This window comes from Streptomyces sp. NPDC052721 (assembly GCF_040678315.1).
Classification (GTDB): domain Bacteria; phylum Actinomycetota; class Actinomycetes; order Streptomycetales; family Streptomycetaceae; genus Streptomyces.
Genome location: NZ_JBFATL010000051.1, coordinates 1 through 24,532, shown reverse-complemented (window position 1 = coordinate 24,532; position 24,532 = coordinate 1). Strand labels below are relative to the sequence as shown.

The following is a 24,532-nucleotide window of genomic DNA, read 5'->3' as shown; positions in this document are numbered from 1 at the left end:
AGCTAAGGTGACCGATGCCCGGTCGACGATGCTCCGTCGACCGCCCTGCGGGAGTGTTCACGAGGGGGTTTCGTCCATGGCTCGTCGTCTGCGCCCGGTGGATCTCGGCTTCATCGGGACCGCGCCCGTACGTCTGGTCTTCGCGCGGAACATCTCCGCCTCGCCCGAGCAGGTCTTCCACGCGCTCGCCGAGGACGTGCCCGGCTGGGCCGAGTGGTTCGCGGCGGTGACGCTCGCCCGGGCCGCCGACGGCGGCGCCGGGCGGGAGATCCGGCTCCGGGGCGGGACGCGGTTCGCGGAGACGGTGCTCGTCGCGAAGGCGCCCGAGGTGTACGCCTACCGCGTCGACAGCACCAACGCGCCCGGGGCCCGCGCCCTGGCCGAGGAGTGGCGCCTCACGCCCCGGGGCACCGGCACGCGTGTGCGGTGGACCTTCGCCGCCGACGGGACGGCGCCGTTCCGGTTCCTCCTCACGCTGGCCCGGGCGGGACTGGGGCGCGCCTTCCGTGACGCGGTGACATCCCTGGACGGGTACGTGTCCCGGCGGTGATCAGTCGCCGCGGTCGTGCTGCGCCTCTGCCACGACCGCTGCCATCAGCTCCGCGTCCAGCGCCGAGACGTCGGCCAGGCGGGAGGCGGAGGACAGGGAGTTGAGCAGGGTCTTGGTGACGCGCAGTGCCGCCGGGGGGCGGCGGACGATGGGCTTGGCCCAGGCGTCGACGGCCGCGTCAAGTTCGTGCGCCGGCACGACCTTCTGCAGGATGGACAGGGAGTGGGCTTCCGCCGCGGTGAACGCCCGCCCGGTGAGGACGAGTTCGCGGACGCGGGCGGCGCCGACCTCGTTGATGAGGCGGGGCAGCAGGCCGCCCCAGGCGGTGGGGAGCCCGAGGGCGAGTTCGGGCAGCCGGAAGGTGGCGTCCTCGGAGCCGACCCGCAGGTCGCAGGCGAGCGCCAGCGCCATGCCCGCCCCGATGGCCTTGCCGTGGACGCGGGCGATGGTGACGGCCGGGTTCCCGGTCAGGGCGTCGCAGACGCGCCGCGCCTTGGTTCCCGACACGCGGATGCCGCTGCCGGCGGGGTCGGCGGCGAGGTGCCGGGCGAACTCGCCGCGGTCCCCGCCGAGGCTGAAGTCGCCGCCCCTCCCGGTGAGCACGAGCACGCGCACCGCCGGGTCCTGGTTCTGGAGGACCGCCAGGAGGTCGTCCAGGAGGGCGTCGGTGACGGTGTTGCCGTGCTCGGGGGTGTTCAGCTCGATGGTGAGGACCGGGCCCTCCCGGTGGGTCCGCAGGGTCTGCCGTACGGGGCCGGCCGGGAGAGCCGTGAGGGGGAGGGCGGTCATGTCGTCGCTTTCGGGGGAGTCATGTCGTCGCTTTCGGGCAGGTCGTCTCGTCAGGTGCGCAAAGGCCGCCTCCAGGAGGTCACGCCGTCACCGTCAGGGAGGTGACGCGCCGGAAGACCATCCGGCTCGCGTACGTCGGGCCCGCGGTCGGCCGCAGGGTGGGGAATCGTTCCAGCAGCTCGCTGAGCAGAAGGCGGGCTTCCAGGCGGGCCAGGGCCATGCCGAGGCAGTAGTGGGCCCCGCCGCCGAAGGTGAGATGGGCGCCCTTGCGGCGGATGTCGAACACGTGCGGGTTCTCGTGGCGGCGCGGGTCGTGGTTGGCCGCGCCGTACAGGACGTGGACGGTGGTGTCCTTGGCGATGGGGACGCCGGCGAGGACGGTGTCGTCGGCGGCGTACCGGGAGTTGAGGTGGATGGGCGGGTCGTAGCGCAGCACCTCGTCGATCGCGTCGTCGATGTGTTCGGGGTGCCGGCGCAGCCAGTCGGCCCGGGCCGGGTCCCGGGTGAGGAACCACACGGCGTTGGTCAGCAGGGTCGCGGTGGTCTCCAGGGACGCGATGGTGATGAACATCGTCAGGTCGTAGAGCATCTGGTCCGCCGCCGCGCGGTCGTCGGGGTACTGGGCGTCCCAGTAGCGGATCCAGCCGGAGAGGACATCGTTGCCAAGGTGGCCGCGCCGGTGGGCGATCAGGCGGGTGAAGAAGGCCCTCATCTCCAGGGTGGCCTGGGCTGAGACGGCCAGTTCGCTCTTGGTGGGCAGGAGTTCCTGGGCGTGGACCTGCCGGTGGGTGAAGTCCAGGATCCGCGGGTAGTGCTCGGCCGGGATGGCGAGCCACTGGCCGACGGTGTGGATCGGGAGCCGGTCGCCGACCGTGCCGACGAAGTCGGCCTCGCCGTGGGTGCGCAGCTGTAAGGCGAGGCGGTCCAGGAGCCGGGTGACGTGGCCGGCGATCCGGGGCCGCATGGTCTGCAGGGTGCCGCGGTCGAAGAGGTTGCCCAGAGCGCGCCGCTGGAAGGTGTGCTCGGGCGGGTTGAGGCGGGCGAGGGTCCGTGTCATCTCCCGCGTCGCCGGCTCCCGCCAGCGCGTCGGGTCGGGCTGGCGTTCCTGCCAGTCGAAGTCGGGGACGAGCCAGTTCCTGCCGCGCAGGACCTGGCTGCACGCATCGAATCCGGTCACGAAGTACCCGCCCCAGGGCGCGGGCACCACATCGCCCAGGGCGCGCAGTTCGTCCCAGACGGGGAGGGGGTCGGCCAGTCCCTCGCCGGACCTCAGGCGACGAAGGAGGGGGATGACGACTCGGCGGTCGGGGGTGGTACCGCGTATGACGCCAACGGCGGTCACGCGAAGCTCCTTAGTGGCTGGGCGCTACCGTTACCGCCGGAACCTACCCTTCCCCTCTCCCTCGTCATGCGCCTGACAGTGTTGCTCCTGTCACATGCCGCACATCAGACCCGGAAAATGTCCAGGAAACTGCTCCAGAATCCCTTCTTCCTGGCCGGCTCCTGGCGGCCGGCGGAAGCGGCGGAGGCCGGAGCCGTGGGCAGTGGCCGCTCCGCCGCGGCGGGGGCGGTCCGGTTCTGGAGGGCGGAGACCATGCGGGTGGCCGGGGTCGGGCTGAAGGCCACGGGCAGCGCGACCAGGGCCCGGTGGAACGGCCCCGGCCGCCATTCCAGCTCCTTCTCGGGAACGGCCAGCGTCAGGTCGGGCAGGGCGTTGAGGATCTTCTCGATCGCGGTGACGGCGATGACCTGCGCCGGGTCCTTGGCGGGGCACGCGTGCGGACCGGCTCCCCAGGCAAGGTGGGCGCCCTTGCTGTGCGTCCGGCGGGCCTCGGCCAGCGCGGGATCGCTGTTGGCCGCGGCGAAGCTGATGACGACCGGTGTGTTGGCCTCGGCCACCACTCCCCCGAGGTCCACGTCCTGCACCGGGTAGTGGGTGGCGTAGTTGGCGATGGGCGTCTGGTTCCACAGCACGTCGTCGATCGCCTCCTCGACCAGCAGCCCGGAGTCACGCCCGCTCGTGTCGGGCGACAGCAGCAGGAGCAGGGCGTTGCCGATGAGGTTTCGCTCGGGTTCCACGCCGGCGCCCATCAGCATGACGAGCTGGTCCTTGAGTTCCTCGTCGGTGAGCCCGGCGGGGTGCTGGATCAGCCAGGAGGTGACGTCGTCGCCGGGCCGGCGGCGCTTGAGGGCGATCAGCTCCATCAGGCAGGCGGTGAGTTCCTCGTTGGCGCGCAGGGCGTCCTTGCCGTCGAAGATCGCCGACATGGCGCTGGTGAGGGTGTCGCCGATGTCCGCCGGGCAGCCGAAGAGCTTGTTGAACAGCAGCAGCGGCAGCAGCTTGGCGTAGTCGTTGAGGAGGTCGGCCCGGCCTCGCTCGCTGAACTGGTCGATGAGGTAGTCGGCGATGGGCTCGACGTCACGCCGGATGCGGGTGATGTTGAGCCGGGCCAGGCTGTCCGTGACGGCCTTGCGCAGCCGCAGGTGCACGGCGCCGTCGGTGAACAGGCAGTTGGGCCGGTACGCCATCATCGGCAGCACCGGGCTGTCCAGCCCGACACGCCCTTCGTTGAGGGCCTTCCACCGGCGGGCGTCCCGGGCGAAGAGCGTGGAGTTCTGCAGCACGCGCAACGCCATCTCGTGGCCGACGACCAGGGTGGCGTCGACTCCGGGGGCGAGTTCGACCGGTCCGGCCGGGCCGTGGGCGCGCAGCCGGTCGTAGACCTGGTGCGGGTCGGCGGCGAACGCGGCGTCGTGCATGGGGCATCTGGCGCCGGCGGGGGCGGGGGCTGACTGGCGGTCCATGAAGTTCCTTCTGCTGGCTCCGGGCCGAGGGTCCGGGCGGATGGTTCCGGGCCGGGGGCCGGGGGATGGTTCCGGTCCGGGGGCCGGGAGGTGGTGCCGGGCCGGGGTCCCGGCGGAGGGTCCGGGCCGGGGCCCGGGCGGGGGGTCCGGGCCGGGGGTCGGGGGGATGGGCGGGTCGGGCGGCTGCGGACGGTCGTGTCAGGCGGCCCGGGTGAGCAGATGACGCACGAGCGCGATCAGCGCGTGGGCGGAGGACTGCCGGTCGCGGGCGTCGCAGTAGACGACGGGGGTGTCCGGGAGCAGGTCGAGGGCCTCGCGCACCTCCGCCTCGTCGTACACCCTGCCTGCCTCGAAGCTGTTGACCGCGATGGCGTACTCCAGGCCGTACCGCTCGACGAGGTCGATGACGGGGAACGTCTCCTCCAGCCGGGCGGGGTCGACCAGGAGCAGCGCCCCCAGCGCCCCGCGGGCCATGTCCTCCCACAGCTGCATGAAGCGCTGCTGTCCGGGGGTGCCGAACAGGTACAGCACGAGGTCGTCGCTGAGCGTGAGCCGGCCGAAGTCCAGGGCCACGGTGGTGGTGGTCTTGCCGCCCACGCCCCTGAGGTCGTCCACGTGGAGCGACGCCTGCGTCATCTTCTCCTCGGTGCGCAGCGGGGTGATCTCCGACAGGGAGCCGATGAAGGTCGTCTTGCCCACGGCGAAGTGCCCGACGACCAGGATCTTGGCAGCGTTGGTCACCGCGCTGGAGACATAGATGGAGCCGGGGGCCGTCTCAGCCGATGAGGGATTGGAGTCCATTCAGAACCTTTTCCAGGGTCGCTCTGTCAACGTTCTGAGCCCGGGGCGGCTCGGCGCGGCGCAGGAGGTGTCCCTGCTCGAATAAATCGGTCAGCAGCAGCCGGGCCACCCCCACCGGCAGTCCCAGGTGGCCGGCCACTTCGGCGACCGACAGGTAGCCGCCCGCGCACAGCTTCCAGATCGCCGTCACCTCGGGGCCGGCTCCCAGCGGGGGTGTCCGGTCGGGAGCCAGGGTGACCAGGGTGTGCAGCGCCAGGTCGTCCGAGTCCGGCAGCGTCCGGCCGCCGGTGATGACGTAGGAGCGGACGAAGTCGCTGGTGACGGAGGCTTCCTCCTCGGGGGTCGTCATGCGCCGGCACCGTTGTCCGAGCGGGGCGCCACACTCATCGCCTTGCTCAGGCCCGCCACCGTCTTCTGCATGCGGAACGACATGGCCTCCATGTCGACGTCCAGCGCGGCGGAGACGGCGAGGTACGAGCCCTGGCCGGCGGCGATCAGGAAGATCCAGCCGCCGTCGTACTCCAGCAGCGTCTGCTTCCAGATCCCGTGTCCCGCTCCCACGAACCCCGCGACGGCCCGGCTCAGCGACTGCATGGAGCTCATCGCGGCGGCGTTCGTCTCGGCGTCGTCCCGCCCGATGTCGTCCGAGCGCTGCAGCAGCAGGCCGTCGCCCGAGACGAGGATCGCGTGCCGGGCTCCGCGTACCTCGAGCACGTCGTTCAGCACCCAGGACAGGTCGATGTTCACTTGTTGTCAGGTCCTTCCGTGGTGTTCGTGGTACGCCCAAGCTGTGTTCCGCGCGCGAACGCCCCGAGCCGGGACGCCGTCACCTCGCTGGCGGGCTCGGGCGTGCCCTCCTGACCGGCCGTGGCGTCGAGTGCCGGGACCACCGTGACGGGGCCGCCCCGCCGCCGGCGTTTGGGCAGACCGCCCGAGGTCGTCCCCACCACGTGGGTGGGGCCCACCACCGGGACCGGCGCCAGCCGCTGGGGGGCCGCCTCCGGGCCCGTGGCGTCCTGGGCGTCGGCCGCGGGGGCGGGCGCGTCGGCCGCGAGGAGACTTTCGGGCACACGAATCACTGCACGCACTCCGCCGTAGGGGGACACGGAACCGACGGAGACGGCGAAGCCGTAGCGGGCGGCGAGCATGCCGCACACGGCGAAGCCGAACCGCGGCGGATCGCCGAGACCGGTGATGTCGACCGGACCGTCGACCGACAGCAGAGCCGCCGCCCGGTCCTTGGTCTCCTGGTCCATGCCGAGCCCGGCGTCGTCGACGATGAAGCACACACCGGTCGGTACGGTCTGGATGTTGACCTCGACCGGGGTGCCGGGCGCGCTGTAGTTCGTCGCGTTGTCCAGCAGCTCGGCCAGCACGACGGCCACCGGCTCGACCGCCTTGCCGACGAGGGAGACGTTCACCTGCGAGTGGACGCTGACCCGGTTGAAGTCCTTGATCCGGCCCTGGGCGCTGCGGGCGACGTCGTAGACCGTGGCGGCGCCCTCGCGCCTGCCCAGCCAGCCGCCGCACAGCACGGAGATGCCCTTGGCGCGGCGGCCGAACTGGCTGCCGGTGTGGTCGACCGTCATCAGGTCGGCCAGGACCTCGGTGGTGTCGCCGTACTTCTTCAACAGGCTGTCGAGGAGTACCTGCTGCTCCTCGGCGAGCGACTGGAGCGTTCCCATCGCGGACTTGAGCACCGCCTTGGTCGCCGCCTCCGCGTCCGCCCGGACGTCCGCGAGGTCGCGCTGGTGCTGGGCGGTCAGCGTGGCGATGTGCGCGTGGAGTTCTCCGACATCGCCGCGGGCCTCCCCGAGTCCTGCCTCCAGGTCCTTCTTCGTTCTTCGGAGCGCCATATTGGTTCTCCGGGCCCGCATCACTGCGAGGACCGCAGCGATGAGCACCACCAGCAAGACCCACAACAGTGGATCCTGAGTCAATGACGTCATGAGACTCTCTTCAAGTCGCATCGCGCCGGGAACGTGAACAGCGCGACGGTGCCTTCGAGACTGTCCCCCAGACGCGTTCATGACACGCCGTCAGTCCACTGAAAAGTGGGGTGATCTTATCAGCCGCTTAGGGCCAACCGGCTTGCTCAGGGCTCCAATTGAGACGTCACCAAACCCACACAACCCCGCAACCCGCCTGTCGCGCGGCGGCCGCCCGAGGATGGGGGCGGTTCAGTCCGGCCACACGCCCGTGGCCAGGAACGTGTCGACCGCGGCGGCGTACGGCGCGATGTCCAGGCCCTGCTCCGCGAGCCACGCGTCCGAATAGTATTTGTCCAGGTACCGGTCGCCCGGGTCGCACAGCAGCGTGACGACGCTGCCCGTACGCCCCTCGGCCACCATCTCGGCGACGATCTTCAGCGCGCTCCACAGGCCGGTGCCCGTGGAGCCGCCCGCCTTACGGCCGATGGCCGCCTCCAGGGCCCGTACGGCCGCGACGCTGGCCGCGTCCGGGACCTTCATCATCCGGTCGATCGCGCCGGGCACGAAGCTGGGCTCCATGCGCGGCCGGCCGATGCCCTCGATCCGGGAACCGCAGTCACAGGTGACGTCCGGGTCGCCGGTCGTCCAGCCTTCGAAGAAACAGGAGTTGTCCGGGTCGGCGACGCAGATCCGGGTGTCGTACTGCATGTAGTGGACATAGCGGGCGAGGGTCGCGGAGGTGCCGCCGGTGCCCGCCGTGGCGACGATCCAGGCCGGCTCCGGAAACCGCTCCAGCCGCAGCTGACGGAAGATCGACTCGGCGATGTTGTTGTTGCCGCGCCAGTCCGTCGCGCGTTCGGCGTAGGTGAACTGGTCCATGTAGTGGCCGCCGGTCTCCACCGCGAGGCGGGCCGACTCCTCGTACATCTTCCGGGAGTCGTCCACGAAGTGGCACTGTCCGCCGTGGAACTCGATCAGGCGGATCTTCTCCGCGCTCGTCGTGCGCGGCATGACCGCGATGAAGGGCACGCCGATCAGCTTCGCGAAGTAGGCCTCGGAGACCGCCGTCGAGCCGCTGGACGCCTCGATCACCGGGCGGCCCGGCCGGACCCAGCCGTTGCAGAGGCCGTAGAGGAACAGGGAACGGGCCAGCCGGTGCTTGAGGCTGCCGGTGGGATGGGTGGACTCGTCCTTCAGGTAGAGGTCGATACCCCACCGCTCGGGCAGCGGGAAGCGCAGCAGGTGCGTGTCCGCCGATCGGTTCGCGTCGGCCTGAACCTTGCGGACGGCCTCTTTCAGCCAGTCACGGTAGGCGGGGTCACTGCGGTCGACGTCGACGGTGGCGCCGGTGCTGATCTGGGGAGTGCTGCTCACGGCGGGGCTCCTTACGCTGCTCGCCGACGGCGCCTCGCGCGGGCCGGCAGATCGAGCATAGGCACCTTTCACACCGCTTCCCACCTGCATAAACGCATCTTTGAGCCACCCAAAGACGCGCTGGGGCACGGATGTGCGAGCCGACGGGGGCGCATGGGCGCGAGTGCTCCGGGCGGCTGTCGCGCGCGCCCCCGCGCACTGGTGCTCCACGCCGAGCCGGGGCAGACTGCACGCGACGGGACGACCGTCCCGAACGGGGGCGCAACAGGGAACCACCGGAACACCGCGAGGGGGCGGCCAGACATGGCGGAACCGGAGTTCACGGCGACAGGCGTGCGCATCGGCAAACGCCTGCGTTCGCTCACCCGGGCCGGGCAGGTCCGGATCAGCGACGGCAGGCTGCAGTTGCTCACCAGCTACGGCAGCGAGATAGACAGCGCGCCGGTGCAGGCGGTGCGCGCGTCCAAGCCGTGGTTCGTCCCGGACGACCGGGCGCTCGCCGACGTCAACGGCACGCGGTACCTGCTGACGATGGGCGCGCACGATCCCGCGCCGGGCCGGCCGGGGCCGCCCGCGGCACGGCGGTTCATCGAGGCGGTGCGCCGGGCGGCGGGGCGCGGCGGCTGAGGAGCGCCGGCCGCGCACGCCGGCCGGCGGTCGCCCGGGCATGCTGAGCGGCGGTCGGCCGGGCATGCTGAGCGGCGGTCGGCCGGGCATGGCGAGCGGCGTCCGTCGCACACCCTGAGCAGCGGTCGGTCGCGGCGAGTTGCGGGAGCGTATCCGCTGCGCCACGCTGGTCTCACGTCACTCTGGGTTTACCGGCGATAACGCTGCGAACCAGCCCGCCGGCCACGACAGCAGGCGGACGTTTGGACGCAAGCACCCTGCTGGATCCGTTGTTCTCCGTGTTCTTCCGGTTCCTCCGGACCTCACATCGGGGAGTCGCAGCCGTGATCAGTCACCCAAGCAGGCACTGCACGGTGGAGCTCCAAGCCCTGCCGTCGCGGATCGGCCAGGTCCGCAGAATCGTATCTGCGCAGTTGCGCTACTGGCATATGGAGCCGTTGATAGACCGGGCCGCGCTCGGTGTGACGGAGCTGCTGAGCAACGTCCACCGGCACGCCAGACCCGACAAGTCGTGCACCGTCGAGCTGGAGCTGCTGCCGGACCGGCTCACCGTCTCGGTGCGCGACCACGATCCGCGTCTTCCGGTGCCGGCCGACGCCCCCGAGGCGCCGGGCCCCACCCCGCTGGCCACCTGTGGGCGGGGCCTGGCCATGGTGGCCGCGGTGAGCGAGAGCTGGGGCGCCCGCCCGGACGGCGAGAACGGCAAGGTCGTCTGGTTCACCCTCCCCGCCCCGGCAACGGCCCGGAGCCATCTGTCGGGGTCGCTGCGGGGCGCGGTACGGGGCACGCCGGCGCCGACGGTGAGGGCGGGGGCCCGGGTGGCTGTACCAGCGAAGACGACCGGTCCGGCGGACCCGGCTGTCCCAACGAGGGCGGCAGTGCCAGCGGGAGTGGGCGCCCCGGCTGAGGCGGCCGTGCCAGCGGGAGCGGGTGCTCCTGCTAAGACGGCTGTACCAACGGGAGCGGGTGCTCCTGCTAAGACGGCTGTACCAACGGGAGCGGGCGCCCCGGCTGAGGCGGCCGTGCCGGCGGGAGTGGGCGCCCCGGCTGAGGCGGCTGTCCCGGCTGGGGCGGTTCTCCCGGCGGGGACAACTGGTTCGGCGGGGCCGGCTGGGGCGCCGGCAGCCCCTGTACCGGCGGGTGCCACACCCCTCACAAGTCCCGCATCCCCACCCCTCCGCCGTACAGCACCTGCCGGAAGCACGGCACCCCTCACCGCCACGGCTACGGCACCGGTCGCGGCGCCCACACCCGCCGCGGGGTCCGCCCCCACCCCGACCGGGACGCCGGCACCCGCCCGGTCAGCCGTACCTTCCTGACCCGCGGAGGCTCCCGCCCCCCTGACCCGCGGAGGCTCCCGCCCCCCTGCCCCGCGGAGGCTTCCGGCCGGACGCTCCGTGCTCATCCAGCGGTGGCGCCCCGGCCCACCACGCCTCCGGCCGGCCGGGAGTACCGCGCCCGGTACGAGTCCGGCGCTCCCCTCGGCAACACAGCACCAGCGCGGGCCGACCGGGGCCCGAGGGGCCCGTGATCGCCTGAACCGTCCGGCGGGGAAGGTGACGTCGACGCGTCCAGGGCGCGTACGGCGGTGTCGCCGGAGCCGTACACCTTCACCGCGTCGACGACGTGGGCCGCGGCCCCGCACCGCGGTCGTCGTGGTCATGCCGTGCCGCCCTTTCCGGTGCGGCCGAACTGCTCCTCCAGGACGGACAGGCGGCGCCAGTACTCGTCCTCGTCGATCTCGCCGGAGGCGAAGCGGCGGCCGAGGACCGCGAGCGGCGAGTCACCCGCCGGACGTCCCGCGTCCACCGGCCGCCAGGGGCCGCCGCGCCCGCGCCAGGCGGTGCGGCGCAGCACGGTGACGGCGCCGGTCACGACGGCCGCCCAGATCAGCGGGACGAACAGGATCCACGGGCCGGGTCCGCCGCCGTCCCAGTGCGCCAAGGTCTGCATCTCGGGTCTCTCCCTCGTCGGTTCGGGTCTTCGGGTGATGTCCCGAGGCTCCCTCCGGCAGGGGGTGCGGGTCGTCGTGCGGCCGGCGGCAGTGCGTGTACCTCGCGGGGAGTACAGCGGTGAGGCCGGGCTGCTCCCGGAGGGATGCGACTGTAACTACTAGTATGTACAGTGACGGTGTGAGCACCTCGGAACGACTGATCGAGTCCACCCGCGAGCTGCTGTGGGAGCGCGGGTACGTGGGCACCAGCCCGAAGGCGATCCTGGAACGCGCAGGGGCCGGCCAGGGCAGCATGTACCACCACTTCAAGGGCAAGCCGGACCTCGCCCTGGCGGCCATCCGGCGCACCGCCGACGAACTGCGGGCCACCGCCGAGGCCGTGCTCGGCGGTCCGGGCACGCCCTACGAGCGCATCGAGGCGTATCTGCTGCGCGAGCGTGATGTGCTGCGGGGCTGTCCGGTCGGCCGCCTGACCATGGACCCGGACGTGATCGCGAGCGAGGAGTTGCGCGCGCCGGTCGACGGGACGATCGCCGCCATCCGCGAGCGGATCGCCGGGATCGTCGAAGAGGGCAAGCGGCAGGGGCAGTTCGCGCCCGGTCTGGACGGCGAGGAGATCGCCGCGGCCGTCCTCGCGACCGTACAGGGCGGCTATGTCCTCGCCCGCGCGTCCGGATCGCCGGCCGCGTTCGACGCGGGCGTACGCGGTCTGCTCTCCCTGCTGGCACCTCCGGCTCCCGGACAGGAGCACTGAGTCACGTGCACCTCACCAGACGGCGTCCCGGCACCCAGCGGGGCCCCGCGCCCGGCACGCACACGGCCTGGCACCGGCCTCGGCCCGGGCAGGTGCTGCACGCCCCGGAGGGCGAGGGGCTGGTCCCCGCGGCCTTCATGACCCGCCTGGCGGTGGTGGAGGCCGCCGCGGACGGCACGACGACCGAACGGCACGCGCACCTGACCCGCCATCCCGCCTGAGGCGTGGCCAACTCCCCTGTCCGAGAAGGGATTCCGAGATGCACGCCATGCAGTACGAGTTCACCCTGCCCGCCGGCTACGACATGGGGATCATCCGCTCCCGGGTCGCCCGCGTCGGACATCTGCTGGACGACTGGGACGGCCTCGGCATCAAGACGTACGTGATGCGCGAACGCGGTGTGAACGGTTCGCCGGTGAACCAGTACGGCCCGTTCTACCTCTGGAACACCATGGAGGGCATGAACAGCTTCCTGTGGGGCGGAGCCTTCCAGGGGCCCGTCGACGACTTCGGACGGCCCGCGATCCGGCAGTGGACCGGCCTGGCCTTCGAGGAGGGCACCGCGGCCGCCTCCGCGCCGGCGTTCGCCGTGCGCCGGCGTCAACCGGTGCCGGACGGCACGCGGTTGGCGTCCTTCATGGCGGACGCGGCGGCCGGGACGGAGAAGCTTGCGGCGCAGGACGGCGCGGTGCTCGCGGCGGCGGCCGTGGACACCCACGCCTGGGAGCTGGTGCACTTCTCCCTCTGGGAGCACGAGGCGCCCAAGGCCGACGGGGACGTCTTCGAGGTGCTGCACCTGTCCGCACCCGGCCGGGACCGGCTCCCGCGCGGACGGCAGTGGTGACCCACGTCCGTACGGTCCCCGATGGCATCCCGCCCGAGGGGCGGGGCGTGTGCGACGCGCACGACCATCCCTTCCGGCGCAGCCCCGGTTGCCGGGTCAGGAGCTGGACGGCCTCTGCGGCGCGCGGTCCGGGCTGAGCGGCCTTCCGCGCGGCGGGCGGATCGGCCGTCACGCAGTGGCCGCCGTACGGCTGGCCGACGCCGGGATCAGAGCCTGGGCACCCTGACGGCCGGCCGACGCACGCCGCATGGCTCGACGCGCTGGAGTCGGACCGGCTGCCCTTCCCCGACCGCGCCTGTGGCACCTGCACGGTGCTGTACGACGAGAACGGCCCGGCGCGGGGAGCGTACCGGGGCGTCACCGCGGACTAGTCGCTCCCGGCCAGCGCCTCCAGCGGGTCGTCCAGCACCGGCTGCCAGGCCAGTTCCGCCGCGCCGACCAGGCTGTTGTGGTCCAGGGTGCACGGCAGGATGGGGACGCCCCCGCTCTGGCCCCACAGGCTGCGGTCGGCGACCACCGCGCGCAGCCGGCCGGGGTCCGCGTCGAGCAGGGTGCGGTGCAGGCCGCCGAGGATGATGCGGTCCGGGTTGAGGATGTTGACCAGGCCGGCCAGGCCGAGGCCGAGACGGTCGATGAGGACCTCGGCGGCCCTGCGGACGGCCGGGTCGTCGTACTGTGTGCGCAGCAGGTCGCCTGCCTGCTGGACCAGCGACACCTCGGGGCCGGGCTCCCGGCCCGCCTCCACCAGCAGGGCCAGCGGGTCCGCCTCGACGTCCAGGCAGCCCCGGCTGCCGCAGTGGCAGGGGCGGCCCTCCGGGTTGACCGTGAGATGGCCGACCTCCAGGGCGAGACCCGAACTGCCCGTGTGCAGACGGCCGTCCAGGACGAGCGCGCCGCCGACACCCCGGTGCCCGGTGGCCACGCACAGCAGGTCCCGCGCGCCCCGGCCGGCGCCGTGCCGGTGTTCGGCGAGTGCGGCGAGGTTGACGTCGTTGCCCGTGAACGCGGGTCCGCCGATGCCGGCGGCGCGCACGCGCTCCGCGAAGATCTCCCGGACGGGGGCGCCCGCGGGCCAGGCCACGTGCAGGGGGTTGAGGGCGAGGCCGGCGGGTTCGGCGACGGCGGACGGCACGGCGAGTCCGGCGCCGACACAGCGCCGCCCGGTGCTGCGCAGCAGCTCCGCGCCCGCCTCGACCACGGAGCCGAGGACCTTCGCCGGGTCGGCGTCGACGGTCTCGCAGCCGGGGGCGGTCGCCACGATCCGCCCGCCGAGTCCGACCAGCGCGGCCCGGAAGCCGTCGGCGTGGATCTGGGCGGCGAGCGCCACCGGACCGTCCTCGGCGACCTCCAGCCGGTGCGAGGGGCGTCCCTGGGAGCCGGCCGCCGAGCCGGGCCGGGCGTCCACGCGGATCAGGCCCAGCGCCTCCAGCTCGGCGGCGACCGCGCCGGCCGTCGCCCGGGTGACGCCGAGTTCGGCGGTGAGCACGGCACGGGTCGGCGCCCGCCCGGTGTGCACCAGCTCCAGCGCCGGCCCGAGCGCCCCGCGCCCGCGGTCCAGCCGCGCCCTCGACGTGGTCCTCTCCCCCGCTGGCCGGGGATCCGCGTTGCCGCTCATGAGGGCGAGTCTCCCATGATCCGCACCCCGGGTGGCCTGCGCCGCCGGCTACAGGCCGCTCACCCGCAGGGTGATGTTCAGCCGTCCGGCCAGGCCCAGCCAGGCCGGGGCCGTGCCCGCGCGGACGCGTGGCACGCCGTGGTAGGCGAACCGGGACGGGCCGCCGAAGACGAACAGGTCGCCGCTGCGCAGCTCGACGTCGGTGTACGGCTTCGCGCGTGTCCCGGTGTTGCCGAAGCGGAACACGCAGGTGTCGCCGAGGCTCAGCGAGACCACCGGCGCGTCCGCCTTCTCGTCGGCGTCGCGGTGCATGCCCATGCGGGCGTCGCCGTCGTAGAAGTTGATCAGCGCGATGTCGTACGGCACGTCCGGTACGGCGTGCGGGCCGAGCGCGTCGGCCACCGCGCGACGGCCCAGCGCGTCGAGCCAGTCCGGGAACGGCTTCACGGGGCTGCCGTCGCCGTCGACGACGGTGCGGGCGTAGGCGTACGGGTACCAGTGCCGGCCCAGGCAGACCTGGCGCGCGGTCATCGTGCCGCCGCCCGGCGTGCGGACCGTGCGCAGACCGGCGGGGGGCCGGGCCCAGTCCCGGCAGGCGGCGAGCAGGGCGCGCTGCCGCTCGGCGTCCAGCCAGTCCACGACGTGCACGGCGCCCGGCGCAACCTCCGCACGCTCCCGGGGGAACAGCTCGTCCTCCATGCCCCCATCCTGCCCCATGCCCTCTGATCTGCGGCTCCGCTAGCCTGGACGCACGATGAGCGACCGTATGACGACACCGTGGGGCGAGGTCGAGCTGACCCGCTTCCCCGAGGATCCCCGCGACCGGCTGCGCGCCTGGGACGCCTCCGACGCGTACCTGCTGCGCCACCTCGCAGCGGAGAAGGTGCCGCTGACGGGCACGGTGGTCGTGGTCGGGGACCGCTGGGGCGCGCTGGTGACCGCGCTGGCGGAGCACCGGCCGACGCAGATCACCGACTCCTTCCTCGGTCAGGAGGCGACCCGGGCGAACCTGGCGCGGGCGGGCGTGCAGCCCGGTGCCGTACGGCTGCTCACCACGCAGGACCCGCCGCCGGAGCGGGTGGACGTGCTGCTGGTGCGGGTACCGAAGAGCCTGGCGCTGCTGGAGGACCAGTTGCTGCGGCTGGCGCCCGCCGTGCACGCGGACACGGTCGTGGTCGGCACCGGGATGGTGAAGGAGATCCACACCTCGACGCTCCAGCTGTTCGAGCGGATCCTCGGCCCGACCCGGACCTCCCTGGCCCGGCAGAAGGCCCGGCTGATCCTCTGCACCCCGGACCCGGCGCTGGAGCGGCCCGCGAACCCGTGGCCGTACAGCTACGCCCTGCCGGACGACGTCGGCGCGGTGTCGGGGCGCACGGTCGTGAACCACGCGGGTGTCTTCTGCGCCGACCGGCTGGACGTCGGCACCCGGTTCTTCCTCCAGCACCTGCCCGGCCCGGGCGCCGGGCGCGTGGTGGACCTCGGATGCGGCAACGGCGTGGTCGGTACGGCGGTGGCGCTGGCCGATCCGGCGGCCGAGGTGCTGTTCGTGGACGAGTCGTACCAGGCGGTGGCCTCGGCGGAGGCGACGTACAAGACGAACGGGGTGCCGGGGCATGCCGAGTTCCGGGTCGGGGACGGGCTGGCCGGGGTGGCGCCCGCCAGTGTGGACCTGATCCTGAACAACCCGCCGTTCCACTCCCACCAGGCGACCACGGACGCGACCGCGTGGCGGATGTTCACGGGGGCGCTGCGCTCGCTGCGGCCGGGGGGCGAACTGTGGGTGATCGGGAACCGGCACCTGGGGTACCACGTGAAGCTGAGGCGGTTGTTCGGGAACAGTGAACTGGTGGCGTCGGACCCGAAGTTCGTGGTGCTGAAGGCGGTCAAGAAGGGCTGATCGGCTCTGCTGGAAGGCGAGCCGATCAGCCGCCGGTCCGGGAGAGGACCCCGATGATCCGCCGTACCTCGTCGGCCATCGCCTCCCGCCCCACGCTGAGGTACGTCCGCGAGTCGACGGCCTCGGGACGGGCGGCGAGGAAGTCCCTGATCGCGCCGGTCATGGCCGCGTTGAGCGCGGTCCCGACATTGACCTTGGCGATGCCGCCGCCGACCGCCGCGACCAGTCCGTCGTCCGGCACCCCGGAGGAGCCGTGCAGGACGAGCGGCACGGTCAGCGCGGCGGACAGCCGCCAAAGCAGGCCGAGGTCGAGGACGGCGGTGCGGGTGGTCATGGCGTGCGCGCTGCCGATGGCGACGGCCAGGGCGTCGACGCCGGTGCCGGCGACGAAGTCCCGCGCCCTGCCGGGGTCGGTCCGGGCGCCGGGCGCGTGCGCGTCCAGCGGGGGCCGGCCGTCCTTGCCCCCGATCTGTCCCAGCTCGGCCTCGATCCAGAGGCCCTGGGCGTGCGCCCAGTCGGCGGCGGCGCGGGTCGCGGCCAGGTTGCCGTCGTACGGGAGGCGGGCCGCGTCGTACATCACCGAGCTGAACCCGGCGCCGGGCGCCTGGCGCAGCAGGTCGTCGCTGTGCACATGGTCCAGGTGCAACGCGACGGGTACGGCGGCCCGTTCGGCGGCGGCGACGGCGGCGCGGGCCAGCGGCAGCAGCCGTCCGTAGCGGAACTTGACGGCGTTCTCGCTGACTTGGAGGACCACGGGTGCGCCGGCCGACTCGGCGCCGGCGATGACGGCCTCGATGTGTTCCAGGGTGATGACGTTGAACGCGGCGACGGCAGAGCGGGCGGCGGCGGCCCGGGTGATCAGCTCGCCGGTGGACGCGAGGGGCACGTGAGGTGTCCTTCCGTGACGGGCCGGGTTCAGGGGGCGAGGATCACCGAGCGGGTGAGGTGCCGCGGCCGGTCGGGGTCGAGGCCCCGGGCGGCGGCGACGGCGACCGCGAGCCGCTGGATCCGGACGAGTTCGGCGAGCGGGTCGAGCCCGCCCTCGATCCACAGGGCGCCGGTGGCGCGGACCTGTTCGGCGAGTCCGTCGGGCGCCGCGCCGAGCATCCAGGTGGCGGTCCCCTCGGTGGTGACGCTGATCGGGCCGTGCCGGTACTCCATCGCCGGGTAGGACTCGGTCCAGGAGAGGGAGGCCTCGCGCATCTTCAGCCCGGCCTCGTGGGCGAGTCCGACGGTCCAGCCGCGCCCGAGGAAGGTGAACTGCGTGCACTCCACGAGCCCTTCGGGCAAGGGAGTGGCGAGTGCGGTACGCGCGTCGGCGACGACGGCGTCGGTGTGCAGGCCGAGGTGGGCGCGCAGGAGAGTGAGGGCGGTGGTCGCGAACCGGGTCTGGACGACGGAGCGTTCGTCGGCGAAGTCCAGCACGACGAGGTCGTCGGCGGCCGAGACGACCGGGGTGTCCGGGTCGGCGGTGACGGCGGTGGTAGGTGTCCGCCCCGCCAGTTCGCCCAGCAGTTCGAGTACCTCGGTGGTGGTGCCGGACCGGGTGAGGGCGAGGACCCGGTCGTACGGCCGCCCGTGCGGGAACTCGGATGCGGGGAACGCGTCGGTCTCGCCCTGTCCGGCGCCCTCGCGCAGGGCGGCCACGGCCTGGGCCATGAAGTACGAGGTCCCGCACCCGACGACGGCGACCCGCTCCCCCGCCTCCGGCAGTGCGCCGCGGTGCCGCCCCGCCTGTTCGGCCGCCCGTATCCAGCACTCGGGCTGGCTGTTCAGCTCGTTCTCGACATGCGTCATGCCCAGACCCTCCCCTAGCTGATCGTTCCTGCAAGATATAGCGAGATTTCGAGCACAATCAAGCATTCGGGCGCCAGGCCGGGTGCGCTAGGGTCGCCGGGAGATCGAACGGAAGGGAGCGGCGGATGTCCCGGGACGCCCGCTGGAAGGCGCTGCTGGAACTGCTCGTCGAGCGCGGCCGGCTGGAGGTCGAGGAGGCGGCGGCCGAGCTGGCGGTGTCGGCGGCGACGATCCGCCGGGACTTCGACCAGCTCGCCGAACAGCAGATGCTGGTCCGCACCCGGGGCGGAGCAGTGGTCCACGGGGTGTCCTACGAACTCCCGCTGCGCTACAAGACGGCCCGGCGCGCCTCGGAGAAGCAGCGCATCGCCAAGGCGGTGGCCCAGCTCCTCGCTCCGGGCGAGGCGGTCGGGCTGACCGGCGGTACGACCACCACCGAGGTGGCCCGGGCGCTGGCCGTACGCGGTGACCTCGCCACCGGCTCACCGGCGCTCACCGTGGTCACCAACGCGCTCAACATCGCCAACGAGCTGGCCGTACGCCCCCAGTTCAAGATCGTGGTGACGGGCGGGGTGGCGCGTGCGCAGTCGTACGAGCTCATCGGCCCGCTCGCGGACGGGGTGCTGGGCCAGATCACGCTCGACGTGGCCGTGCTCGGTGTCGTCGGCTTCGACGTGACGCACGGGGCGGCGGCGCACGACGAGGCGGAGGCCGCGATCAACCGGCTGCTGTGCGAGCGCGCCGAGCGGGTGGTGGTCGCCGCCGACTCCAGCAAACTGGGCCGCCGGGCGTTCGCCCGGATCTGCGGGACGGAGCTGGTGGACACGCTGGTGACGGACACGGCGGCGGAGCGGGAGACGGTACGGCGGTTCGAGGAGGCGGGCGTCCGGGTGCTGACGGTGTGAGGCGGCGGCCAGGCCCGCCTCCCGGCCCCGGCCGCCGCCTCAGAGACCGCCGAGGTCGGCCTTCACGAACCCCGCGCCGCGCTGGTCGTTGCAGCCCCCGACCGCCCGGTCGGCCGGGTCGGGCCACGTCTGCTGTGCCTGGAGCGCCACGCTGACCAGTGTCAACAGCAGGTCGACGTCGCTCGCGGCGTCCAGGCGCAGGGTCACCCACTGCGAGCCGGGCACGACCCTGATGGCGTCCGAGCCCCTGAGGTCCCTGGCGAACCGCCGGATGGCCCGGTCGGTGAGCCGCAGGTCGACATCGCGCTCGGAGTGGAAGTGCGCGATCTCGCCCTGGGCCGACCTCACGGCCTGTCCCAGACCGCAGCTCGGGACGGCCCGTCTCAGGTCCGGCCAGGCCGCCAGTTGCGCGAGCGCGCGCCAGGCCAACGTCATGGCCCCATCATGGCGCGCTCACCCGCCCGCAACCAGCTCGTGAGCGAGCATGAACCGGCCCGTATCCACCGCACGTTCAGGAAGCTGAGCTTCGACACTCCGTTGACTGCGGCCGAACCGCCGTGCGACGGTGAGGGCGCGCTCGTCCCAAGAAGCCCTGGGAACTGGAGGCAGACCGCTGTGACCTTCGGCAACGATGACTCCCGCCAGGCCATGGAACGCAGTCTGACCCCGGACCAGCTGGAGCTGTTCGAGAAGGAGTTCGCCGCGCGCCCGGTGAACCGGCTGATGCAGAACGCGGTCACCCAGACGCCCGTGGACGATGTCGCCCTCGACCGGCGGATACTCACCGGAATCGACCACTCGGTCTCCCACCACCTGGACGACTGGAAGGCCACCGACCAGAAGCAGAGCGGGCGTTGCTGGATGTTCGCCGGGCTCAACCTGCTCCGGGTCGGGGCCGCACGGAAGCTGGGCGTGAAGGATTTCGAGTTCTCCCAGAACTACCTGCTCTGGTGGGACAAGTTCGAGCGGGCGAACCACTTCCTGGAGGCGGTCATCGAGACCTCGGACCGGGACGTGGACGACCGCACGGTGGCGCACCTGCTGACGGATCCGATCGGTGACGGCGGCCAGTGGAACATGTTCGTCGCGCTGGTCGCCAAGCACGGCCTGGTCCCCAAGTCGGCCATGCCGGAGACCGACAGCTCCTCCTCGACCCGGGCGATGAACCGGGCCCTGAAGACCCTGCTGCGCCAGGGCGCCCGCGACCTGCGCGGGCTGGCCGCCGAGGGGGTCGAGGCCCAGCGGGGGCACAAGCGGGAGGTGCTGGCCGCCGTCCACCGGGTGCTCAGCATCCACCTCGGCACGCCTCCGCAGCGGTTCCTGTGGCAGTGGGAGGACAAGAACAAGGAGTTCCACCGCGACGGCTGGCTCACCCCGGCCGAGTTCGCCGCCTCGTACGTCCAGCTCCCGCTGGACGAGTACGTCTGCCTGGTGCACGACCCTCGGGAGTCGAGCCCGGTCGGCCGCACGTTCACCGTCGAGTACCTGGGCAATGTCGTGGACGCCCCGCCGGTGGTCTATCTCAACGCGCCGGTGGAGCTGCTGAAGCGGCTGGCCATGGAGGCCATCGTCGGCGGCGAACCGGTGTGGTTCGGCTGTGACGTGGCCAAGATGATGCGTGCGGACGTCGGCGTCTGGGACGCCGCGCTCTTCGACTACGCGGCCGTCTACGACGCCCCGTTCACCCTGGACAAGGCCGACCGGCTGCTGCACCACGACACGCAGATGACCCACGCGATGCTGTTCACCGGCGTCGACGTGGTGGACGGGAGCCCGCGCCGCTGGCGGGTGGAGAACAGCTGGGGTGAGGAGAAGGCCGACAAGGGCTTCTGGACCATGAACGACTCGTGGTTCGGCGAGCATGTCTTCGAGATCGCCGTGCGTCGCTCCGCGCTGCCGCCGGAGCTGGCCACCGCCCTCGACCAGCCGCCGATCGTCCTGCCCGCCTGGGACCCCATGGGCGCCCTCGCGAAGTGAGCCGTCGCACCCACTCGGCCAGGACCGTGGCCGCAGTGCCCTGCCCGGCTACGGACCGATCGACGCGGACGCGGCGGTGAGGGCCGCCGCCTCCCACCACACTCCGAGGACGTAGGCGGCGCCCGAGTAGCCGAGTTCATGACCGCGCTCGGCGAGGGCACGTACCTCCGGCCACCGGCGCGGGTCGCGGGCCACGAAGACGGCCTGGTCGACCAGCGCTACGGCGCTGCCGGCCGCCGCGGCGCGGGCGAACAGGGCCTCCGCCTCGGCGACCAGACGCGGATACGCGTCGAACATGTGCCGGTGCTCCGGGTCCTTCAGTTCGCGCAGCGCGTCGTACGCGGCCTCGGGGTCCCCGTTCCGCTCGGCCTCCGCCAGGGCGGTGGCGCACTTCTCCAGCTCGTACCGGATGGTCCGGATGCCGTGGCGGGCGTGGGCGGCGGTGCGGTCGCCGCTCTCCGCCGCCTCGTCGAGCAGCGCCGACGCCTCGTCCCACTCTCCGCGCCCGGCCCGCAGCAGGGCCCCGTTGGTGAGGCACTCGACGCTGCCCAGCTCGGCACCGCGCGCGTACCACTCCTCGGCCGCCGCCGGGTCGCCCGCCTCCGCCAACAGGGTCGCGAGCCCGAACGCGCAGCCGCCGTCCCGGTCGGCGGCGGTGCGGTACCACCGCTCGGCCTCCGCGAAGTCCCAGCGGTCCCGGTGGACGATGGCGAGGGTACGGGCGGCCTGCGCGTCCCCCTCCCCGGCGGCCTTCTCCCACCAGGGCAGGGCCTGGTCCAGCTGCCCCCGCCGGGTGAGCGACTCCGCGTAGGTCCGGGCCGCCCCCGGCCTTCCGGCCTGTGCGGCAGCCAACTCGTCGCCTGCGACGGGTACTTCGGCGAACGTCTGCTCGTGCATCCGTAGATGATGGCAGTCGGTCACGGGGCGTCGTTCCGGTCCGCTTCCTCGGCCGAAGACTCGCGCCGCGCATTCATGTGCGCTGGAGCACGCTCCATGCGGCACACTCGGCCGCATGGAGACTGCCGAGTTCCTGGAGATCCTGGACCGCGAGGGTCGGCTGCTCGCGGCGGCCGCCGCTGCGGCGGGGGCCGAAGCCAAGGTGCCGACGTGCCCGGAGTGGCAGGTGCGGGACCTGGTGCGGCACACCGGCACGGTGCACCGGTGGGCCGCCGCCTTCGTCGCCGGGGGGCACACCGCGCCCCGGCCCCTCGGCGAGCCGCCGGTGCTGGACGGGGCCGAACTGGTGGCCTGGTACCGGGACAGTCACCGTCTGCTGGTGGAGACGCTGGCCGCCGCGCCCGCCGGCCTGGAGTGCTGGACCTTCCATCCCGCGCCCAGTCCCTCGCCGCTGGCCTTCTGGACCCGGCGTCAGGCGCACGAGACGACCGTGCACCGCTACGACGCCGAGGCGGCGCGCGGCGGTACGCTGTCCCCGATCGCGCCGGACTTCGCGGCGGACGGCATCGACGAACTGCTGCGCGGCTTCCACGCCCGCCCCCGGAGCCGCGTGCGCACCGAGGAGCCGCGTACGCTCCGGGTGCGCGCGGTGGACGCGGGGCCGGACGCGGTGTGGACCGTACGGCTCAGTGACGGGCCGCCGGTGACCGTCCGGGCGGGGGACGGCCCGGCGGAGGCCGAACTCTCCGGGCCGGCCGATCAGTTGTACCTGGCGCTGTGGAACCGGACGGCGGTGCCGCACGTGACCGGCGACCCGTCACTCGCGGCCCTGTGGCGTGAGCGGTCCCGGATCTGACGACCGTCGACAGCCCGGGCGCCGGCGGTCCAGGGGGTCCGGGATCCGACGACCCCGACGGTCCTTCCCCGGTTCCGGCCGGCGCCGAGACCCGTCAGTCCGCTTCGGTCAGCATCCTCGCCAGCACCGCGCGCTGCACCGGTCGTACCTCGCCGTGCAGTGCGCGTCCCTTCGCCGTGAGGGCCACCCGCACCCCGCGCCGGTCCTCCGGACACATGGCCCGCTCGACCAGGCCGTCCTTCTCCAGGCGGCCGATGAGCCGGGACAGCGCGCTCTGGCTGAGGTGGACCCGGTCGGAGATCTCCTGCACCCGGTAGGCGCAGCCGCCGTCCGCAGCCGCGCCCTCGGCCAGCAGGTCGAGGACCTCGAAGTCGCTCGCGCACAGTCCGTGCCCGTGCAGCGCCCGGTCCACTTCGCACTGGGTGCGGGCATGCAGAGCCAGGATGTCCCGCCACTGCTCCACGAGCGCCTGTTCGGGCTGCTTCTTCGCCGCCATGGGCGCACCGTAGCAGAGAAACGCATTTATTGCACCATCATTAAATGCGCTTGCATCTCATGCACGTGCATGTAATGGTACGCGGCATGACCTCTCCGCTCACCACCTCCGCGACCCCGTCCCCGGCGGTCCGCTGGACACCCAGGCTGTGGGGCACCCTGCTGGTGCTGTGCGCCGCGATGTTCCTGGACGCACTGGACGTGTCGATGGTCGGCGTCGCGCTGCCGTCCATCGGTTCCGATCTCGGCCTCTCCACGTCGACCCTGCAGTGGGTCGTCAGCGGCTACATCCTGGGGTACGGCGGCCTGCTCCTCCTCGGCGGCCGGACCGCCGACCTGCTCGGCCGGCGCCAGGTGTTCCTCGTGGCCCTCGGCGTCTTCGCACTGGCCTCACTGCTCGGCGGGCTCGTGGACTCCGGCCCGTTGCTGATCGCCAGCCGCTTCATCAAGGGCCTGAGCGCGGCCTTCACCGCACCGGCGGGCCTGTCGATCATCACCACGACGTTCCCGGAGGGCCCGCTGCGCAACCGGGCCCTGTCGATCTACACCACCTGCGCCGCCGCCGGCTACTCCATGGGCCTTGTCTTCTCCGGGCTGCTCACCGAGGCCAGCTGGCGGTTCACCATGCTGCTGCCCGCCCCCGTCGCCCTGCTCGCCCTGCTCGTGGGCATGAAGCTGCTGCCGCGCAGCGAGCGCGAACGCGACCACGGCGGCTACGACATCCCGGGTGCCGTCCTCGGCACCGCCTCGATGCTGCTGCTGGTGTTCACCGTCGTCCAGGCGCCCGAGACCGGCTGGGCGTCGGCCCGGACACTCCTGTCCTTCGTCGCCGTGGCCGTCATGCTGGTCGCCTTCGTGCTCGTCGAGCTGCGCAGCCCCAGCCCGCTGATCCGGCTCGGGGTGCTGCGCTCCGGACCGCAGGTGCGGGCCCAGCTGGGCGCGTTGACGTTCGTCGGCAGCTATACGGGGTTCCAGTTCCTGGTCACGCTCTACATGCAGCAGGTGCTGGGCTGGTCGGCCCTGCACACGGCGCTGGCCTTCCTGCCGGCGGGCGCGCTGGTGGCGCTCTCCGCGACCAAGGTCGGGTCCGTCATCGACCGGTTCGGCACCACGCGGCTGATCGTGCTCGGCTTCGTCCTGCTGGCGGTCGGATACGTGCTGTTCCTGCGGGTCGACCTGCACCCGGTCTACGCGGCCGTGATCCTGCCGACCATGCTGCTGGTCGGCTCGGGCTTCGCGCTGACCTTCCCGTCCCTCAACGTCCAGGCCACCAACGGCGTGGACGAGCACGAGCAGGGCATGGTCTCCGGTCTGCTGAACACCTCGGTGCAGGTGGGCGGCGCGCTCTTCCTGGCCGTCGTGACGGCGGTGGTGACCGCGCACGCTCCCGCGAAGGCCACCCCGCAGGCCGTCCTGGACAGCTACCGGCCCGGTCTGGTCGTCGTCGCGGCCATGGCCGTCGTGGGGCTGCTGCTGTCGCTCACCGGGCTGCGCCGCCCCCGCCAGGGACGGTCGGTCGTGGTCGCCAGGTCCACCGTGAAGGAGGCGGACACCATGACGGAGGCGGACGCGGACCGCGTACCGGTCCGCGACTAGGTCCTGTCGTCAAACTCCCGTCGTCCGCCCGGAGGGCGGGCCGCGCGGCAGACGGGAGTTTGACG

Annotated in this window: 26 protein-coding genes and 2 pseudogenes; 11 read left to right on the top strand and 17 right to left on the bottom strand. The window is 72.7% G+C overall.

The window, feature by feature from the left end:
• The first annotated feature begins 76 nt into the window (after positions 1-76).
• Positions 77-550: an SRPBCC family protein gene (locus AB0L21_RS34225; RefSeq protein ID WP_365709331.1), complete on the top strand. Its 474-nt coding sequence runs from the start codon at positions 77-79 to the stop codon at positions 548-550.
• Here AB0L21_RS34225 and AB0L21_RS34220 read toward each other — a convergent pair whose 3' ends face one another.
• The 8 genes from AB0L21_RS34220 to AB0L21_RS34185 form a co-directional block, all read right to left on the bottom strand.
• Positions 551-1,339 (bottom strand): enoyl-CoA hydratase/isomerase family protein, encoded by a 789-nt coding sequence (locus tag AB0L21_RS34220; RefSeq protein ID WP_365709333.1) that lies wholly within the window; start codon positions 1,337-1,339, stop codon positions 551-553.
• A gap of 79 nt (positions 1,340-1,418) precedes the next feature.
• Entirely contained in the window at positions 1,419-2,681 is a 1,263-nt protein-coding gene (locus tag AB0L21_RS34215) for a cytochrome P450 (RefSeq protein WP_365709335.1), read from the bottom strand.
• Positions 2,682-2,785: 104 nt separating this feature from the next.
• The gene (locus AB0L21_RS34210) at positions 2,786-4,099 is read right to left on the bottom strand and encodes a cytochrome P450 (RefSeq protein ID WP_365709384.1); all 1,314 of its coding nucleotides are present in this window, start codon (positions 4,097-4,099) and stop codon (positions 2,786-2,788) included.
• 243 nt (positions 4,100-4,342) lie between these two features.
• Positions 4,343-4,945: an ATP/GTP-binding protein gene (locus AB0L21_RS34205; protein WP_365788183.1), complete on the bottom strand. Its 603-nt coding sequence runs from the start codon at positions 4,943-4,945 to the stop codon at positions 4,343-4,345.
• Positions 4,920-5,294 (bottom strand): DUF742 domain-containing protein, encoded by a 375-nt coding sequence (locus tag AB0L21_RS34200; RefSeq protein WP_365709339.1) that lies wholly within the window; start codon positions 5,292-5,294, stop codon positions 4,920-4,922. Before AB0L21_RS34200 ends, AB0L21_RS34205 begins: the two co-directional genes overlap by 26 nt.
• Positions 5,291-5,692, bottom strand: a complete 402-nt coding sequence (locus AB0L21_RS34195) for a roadblock/LC7 domain-containing protein (protein ID WP_030651943.1) — start codon at positions 5,690-5,692, stop codon at positions 5,291-5,293. The genes AB0L21_RS34200 and AB0L21_RS34195 overlap by 4 nt, the downstream gene beginning before the upstream one ends.
• The gene (locus AB0L21_RS34190; RefSeq protein ID WP_365709341.1) at positions 5,689-6,894 is read right to left on the bottom strand and encodes an ATP-binding protein; all 1,206 of its coding nucleotides are present in this window, start codon (positions 6,892-6,894) and stop codon (positions 5,689-5,691) included. Before AB0L21_RS34190 ends, AB0L21_RS34195 begins: the two co-directional genes overlap by 4 nt.
• Positions 6,895-7,125: 231 nt before the next feature.
• The gene (locus tag AB0L21_RS34185) at positions 7,126-8,250 is read right to left on the bottom strand and encodes a PLP-dependent cysteine synthase family protein (protein ID WP_365709343.1); all 1,125 of its coding nucleotides are present in this window, start codon (positions 8,248-8,250) and stop codon (positions 7,126-7,128) included.
• Between the two features lie 303 nt (positions 8,251-8,553).
• Between AB0L21_RS34185 and AB0L21_RS34180 the strand changes: the two genes are divergently transcribed.
• Together AB0L21_RS34180 and AB0L21_RS34175 are read left to right on the top strand one after the other, a co-directional pair.
• Complete coding sequence (locus AB0L21_RS34180; RefSeq protein WP_365709345.1) at positions 8,554-8,877, top strand: hypothetical protein; 324 nt, start codon at positions 8,554-8,556, stop codon at positions 8,875-8,877.
• Between the two features lie 323 nt (positions 8,878-9,200).
• Positions 9,201-9,608 (top strand): annotated as a pseudogene (locus AB0L21_RS34175) (ATP-binding protein); the annotation flags it as partial.
• A 756-nt stretch (positions 9,609-10,364) separates the two neighbouring features.
• Here the strand turns inward: AB0L21_RS34175 and AB0L21_RS34170 are convergent.
• Positions 10,365-10,540: pseudogene (locus AB0L21_RS34170) on the bottom strand (ABC transporter ATP-binding protein); the annotation flags it as partial.
• Positions 10,537-10,830, bottom strand: a complete 294-nt coding sequence (locus tag AB0L21_RS34165; protein ID WP_365709347.1) for an SHOCT domain-containing protein — start codon at positions 10,828-10,830, stop codon at positions 10,537-10,539. The gene AB0L21_RS34165 and the pseudogene AB0L21_RS34170, both read right to left, overlap by 4 nt.
• A gap of 164 nt (positions 10,831-10,994) precedes the next feature.
• Between AB0L21_RS34165 and AB0L21_RS34160 the strand changes: the two genes are divergently transcribed.
• From AB0L21_RS34160 to AB0L21_RS34150, 3 genes are read left to right on the top strand one after another with little or no spacing between them, the layout of a single operon-like run.
• Entirely contained in the window at positions 10,995-11,585 is a 591-nt protein-coding gene (locus AB0L21_RS34160; protein WP_365709349.1) for a TetR/AcrR family transcriptional regulator, read from the top strand.
• Positions 11,586-11,590: 5 nt separating this feature from the next.
• Positions 11,591-11,806: a hypothetical protein gene (locus tag AB0L21_RS34155; RefSeq protein ID WP_365788182.1), complete on the top strand. Its 216-nt coding sequence runs from the start codon at positions 11,591-11,593 to the stop codon at positions 11,804-11,806.
• A gap of 38 nt (positions 11,807-11,844) precedes the next feature.
• Positions 11,845-12,429 (top strand): DUF4865 family protein, encoded by a 585-nt coding sequence (locus AB0L21_RS34150; protein ID WP_365709353.1) that lies wholly within the window; start codon positions 11,845-11,847, stop codon positions 12,427-12,429.
• 367 nt (positions 12,430-12,796) lie between these two features.
• Here the strand turns inward: AB0L21_RS34150 and AB0L21_RS34145 are convergent, their stop codons facing one another.
• Complete coding sequence (locus tag AB0L21_RS34145; RefSeq protein ID WP_365788181.1) at positions 12,797-14,044, bottom strand: ROK family protein; 1,248 nt, start codon at positions 14,042-14,044, stop codon at positions 12,797-12,799.
• A gap of 48 nt (positions 14,045-14,092) precedes the next feature.
• Positions 14,093-14,743, bottom strand: coding sequence for an alpha-ketoglutarate-dependent dioxygenase AlkB (locus AB0L21_RS34140; protein ID WP_365709358.1), 651 nt, complete (start codon positions 14,741-14,743; stop codon positions 14,093-14,095).
• A gap of 67 nt (positions 14,744-14,810) precedes the next feature.
• Between AB0L21_RS34140 and AB0L21_RS34135 the strand changes: the two genes are divergently transcribed.
• A complete protein-coding gene (locus tag AB0L21_RS34135) occupies positions 14,811-15,944 on the top strand; it encodes a methyltransferase (RefSeq protein WP_365788201.1) in 1,134 nt (377 codons plus the stop codon).
• Between the two features lie 25 nt (positions 15,945-15,969).
• On the opposite strand, the gene AB0L21_RS34130 is transcribed toward AB0L21_RS34135, so the two are convergent.
• Together AB0L21_RS34130 and AB0L21_RS34125 are read right to left on the bottom strand one after the other, a co-directional pair.
• On the bottom strand, positions 15,970-16,830 hold the full coding sequence (locus tag AB0L21_RS34130; RefSeq protein WP_365788180.1) for a class II fructose-bisphosphate aldolase: 861 nt from the start codon (positions 16,828-16,830) through the stop codon (positions 15,970-15,972).
• Positions 16,831-16,859: 29 nt separating this feature from the next.
• Positions 16,860-17,741 (bottom strand): SIS domain-containing protein, encoded by an 882-nt coding sequence (locus AB0L21_RS34125; RefSeq protein WP_365709364.1) that lies wholly within the window; start codon positions 17,739-17,741, stop codon positions 16,860-16,862.
• A gap of 125 nt (positions 17,742-17,866) precedes the next feature.
• On the opposite strand from AB0L21_RS34125, the gene AB0L21_RS34120 reads away from it, so the two are divergent.
• On the top strand, positions 17,867-18,646 hold the full coding sequence (locus tag AB0L21_RS34120; protein WP_365709367.1) for a DeoR/GlpR family DNA-binding transcription regulator: 780 nt from the start codon (positions 17,867-17,869) through the stop codon (positions 18,644-18,646).
• Between the two features lie 39 nt (positions 18,647-18,685).
• Here the strand turns inward: AB0L21_RS34120 and AB0L21_RS34115 are convergent, their stop codons facing one another.
• Positions 18,686-19,081, bottom strand: a complete 396-nt coding sequence (locus tag AB0L21_RS34115) for a luciferase family protein (protein WP_365709369.1) — start codon at positions 19,079-19,081, stop codon at positions 18,686-18,688.
• Between the two features lie 180 nt (positions 19,082-19,261).
• Between AB0L21_RS34115 and AB0L21_RS34110 the strand changes: the two genes are divergently transcribed.
• Positions 19,262-20,623, top strand: a complete 1,362-nt coding sequence (locus AB0L21_RS34110) for a C1 family peptidase (protein ID WP_365788179.1) — start codon at positions 19,262-19,264, stop codon at positions 20,621-20,623.
• A 48-nt stretch (positions 20,624-20,671) separates the two neighbouring features.
• Here the strand turns inward: AB0L21_RS34110 and AB0L21_RS34105 are convergent, their stop codons facing one another.
• Positions 20,672-21,520 (bottom strand): tetratricopeptide repeat protein, encoded by an 849-nt coding sequence (locus AB0L21_RS34105; RefSeq protein ID WP_365788178.1) that lies wholly within the window; start codon positions 21,518-21,520, stop codon positions 20,672-20,674.
• Between the two features lie 115 nt (positions 21,521-21,635).
• Between AB0L21_RS34105 and AB0L21_RS34100 the strand changes: the two genes are divergently transcribed.
• Entirely contained in the window at positions 21,636-22,376 is a 741-nt protein-coding gene (locus AB0L21_RS34100) for a maleylpyruvate isomerase family mycothiol-dependent enzyme (protein WP_365788177.1), read from the top strand.
• Between the two features lie 94 nt (positions 22,377-22,470).
• On the opposite strand, the gene AB0L21_RS34095 is transcribed toward AB0L21_RS34100, so the two are convergent.
• On the bottom strand, positions 22,471-22,872 hold the full coding sequence (locus tag AB0L21_RS34095; protein WP_365709376.1) for a MarR family transcriptional regulator: 402 nt from the start codon (positions 22,870-22,872) through the stop codon (positions 22,471-22,473).
• An 86-nt stretch (positions 22,873-22,958) separates the two neighbouring features.
• On the opposite strand from AB0L21_RS34095, the gene AB0L21_RS34090 reads away from it, so the two are divergent.
• Entirely contained in the window at positions 22,959-24,467 is a 1,509-nt protein-coding gene (locus AB0L21_RS34090; protein ID WP_365709378.1) for an MFS transporter, read from the top strand.
• Positions 24,468-24,532: the final 65 nt, after the last annotated feature.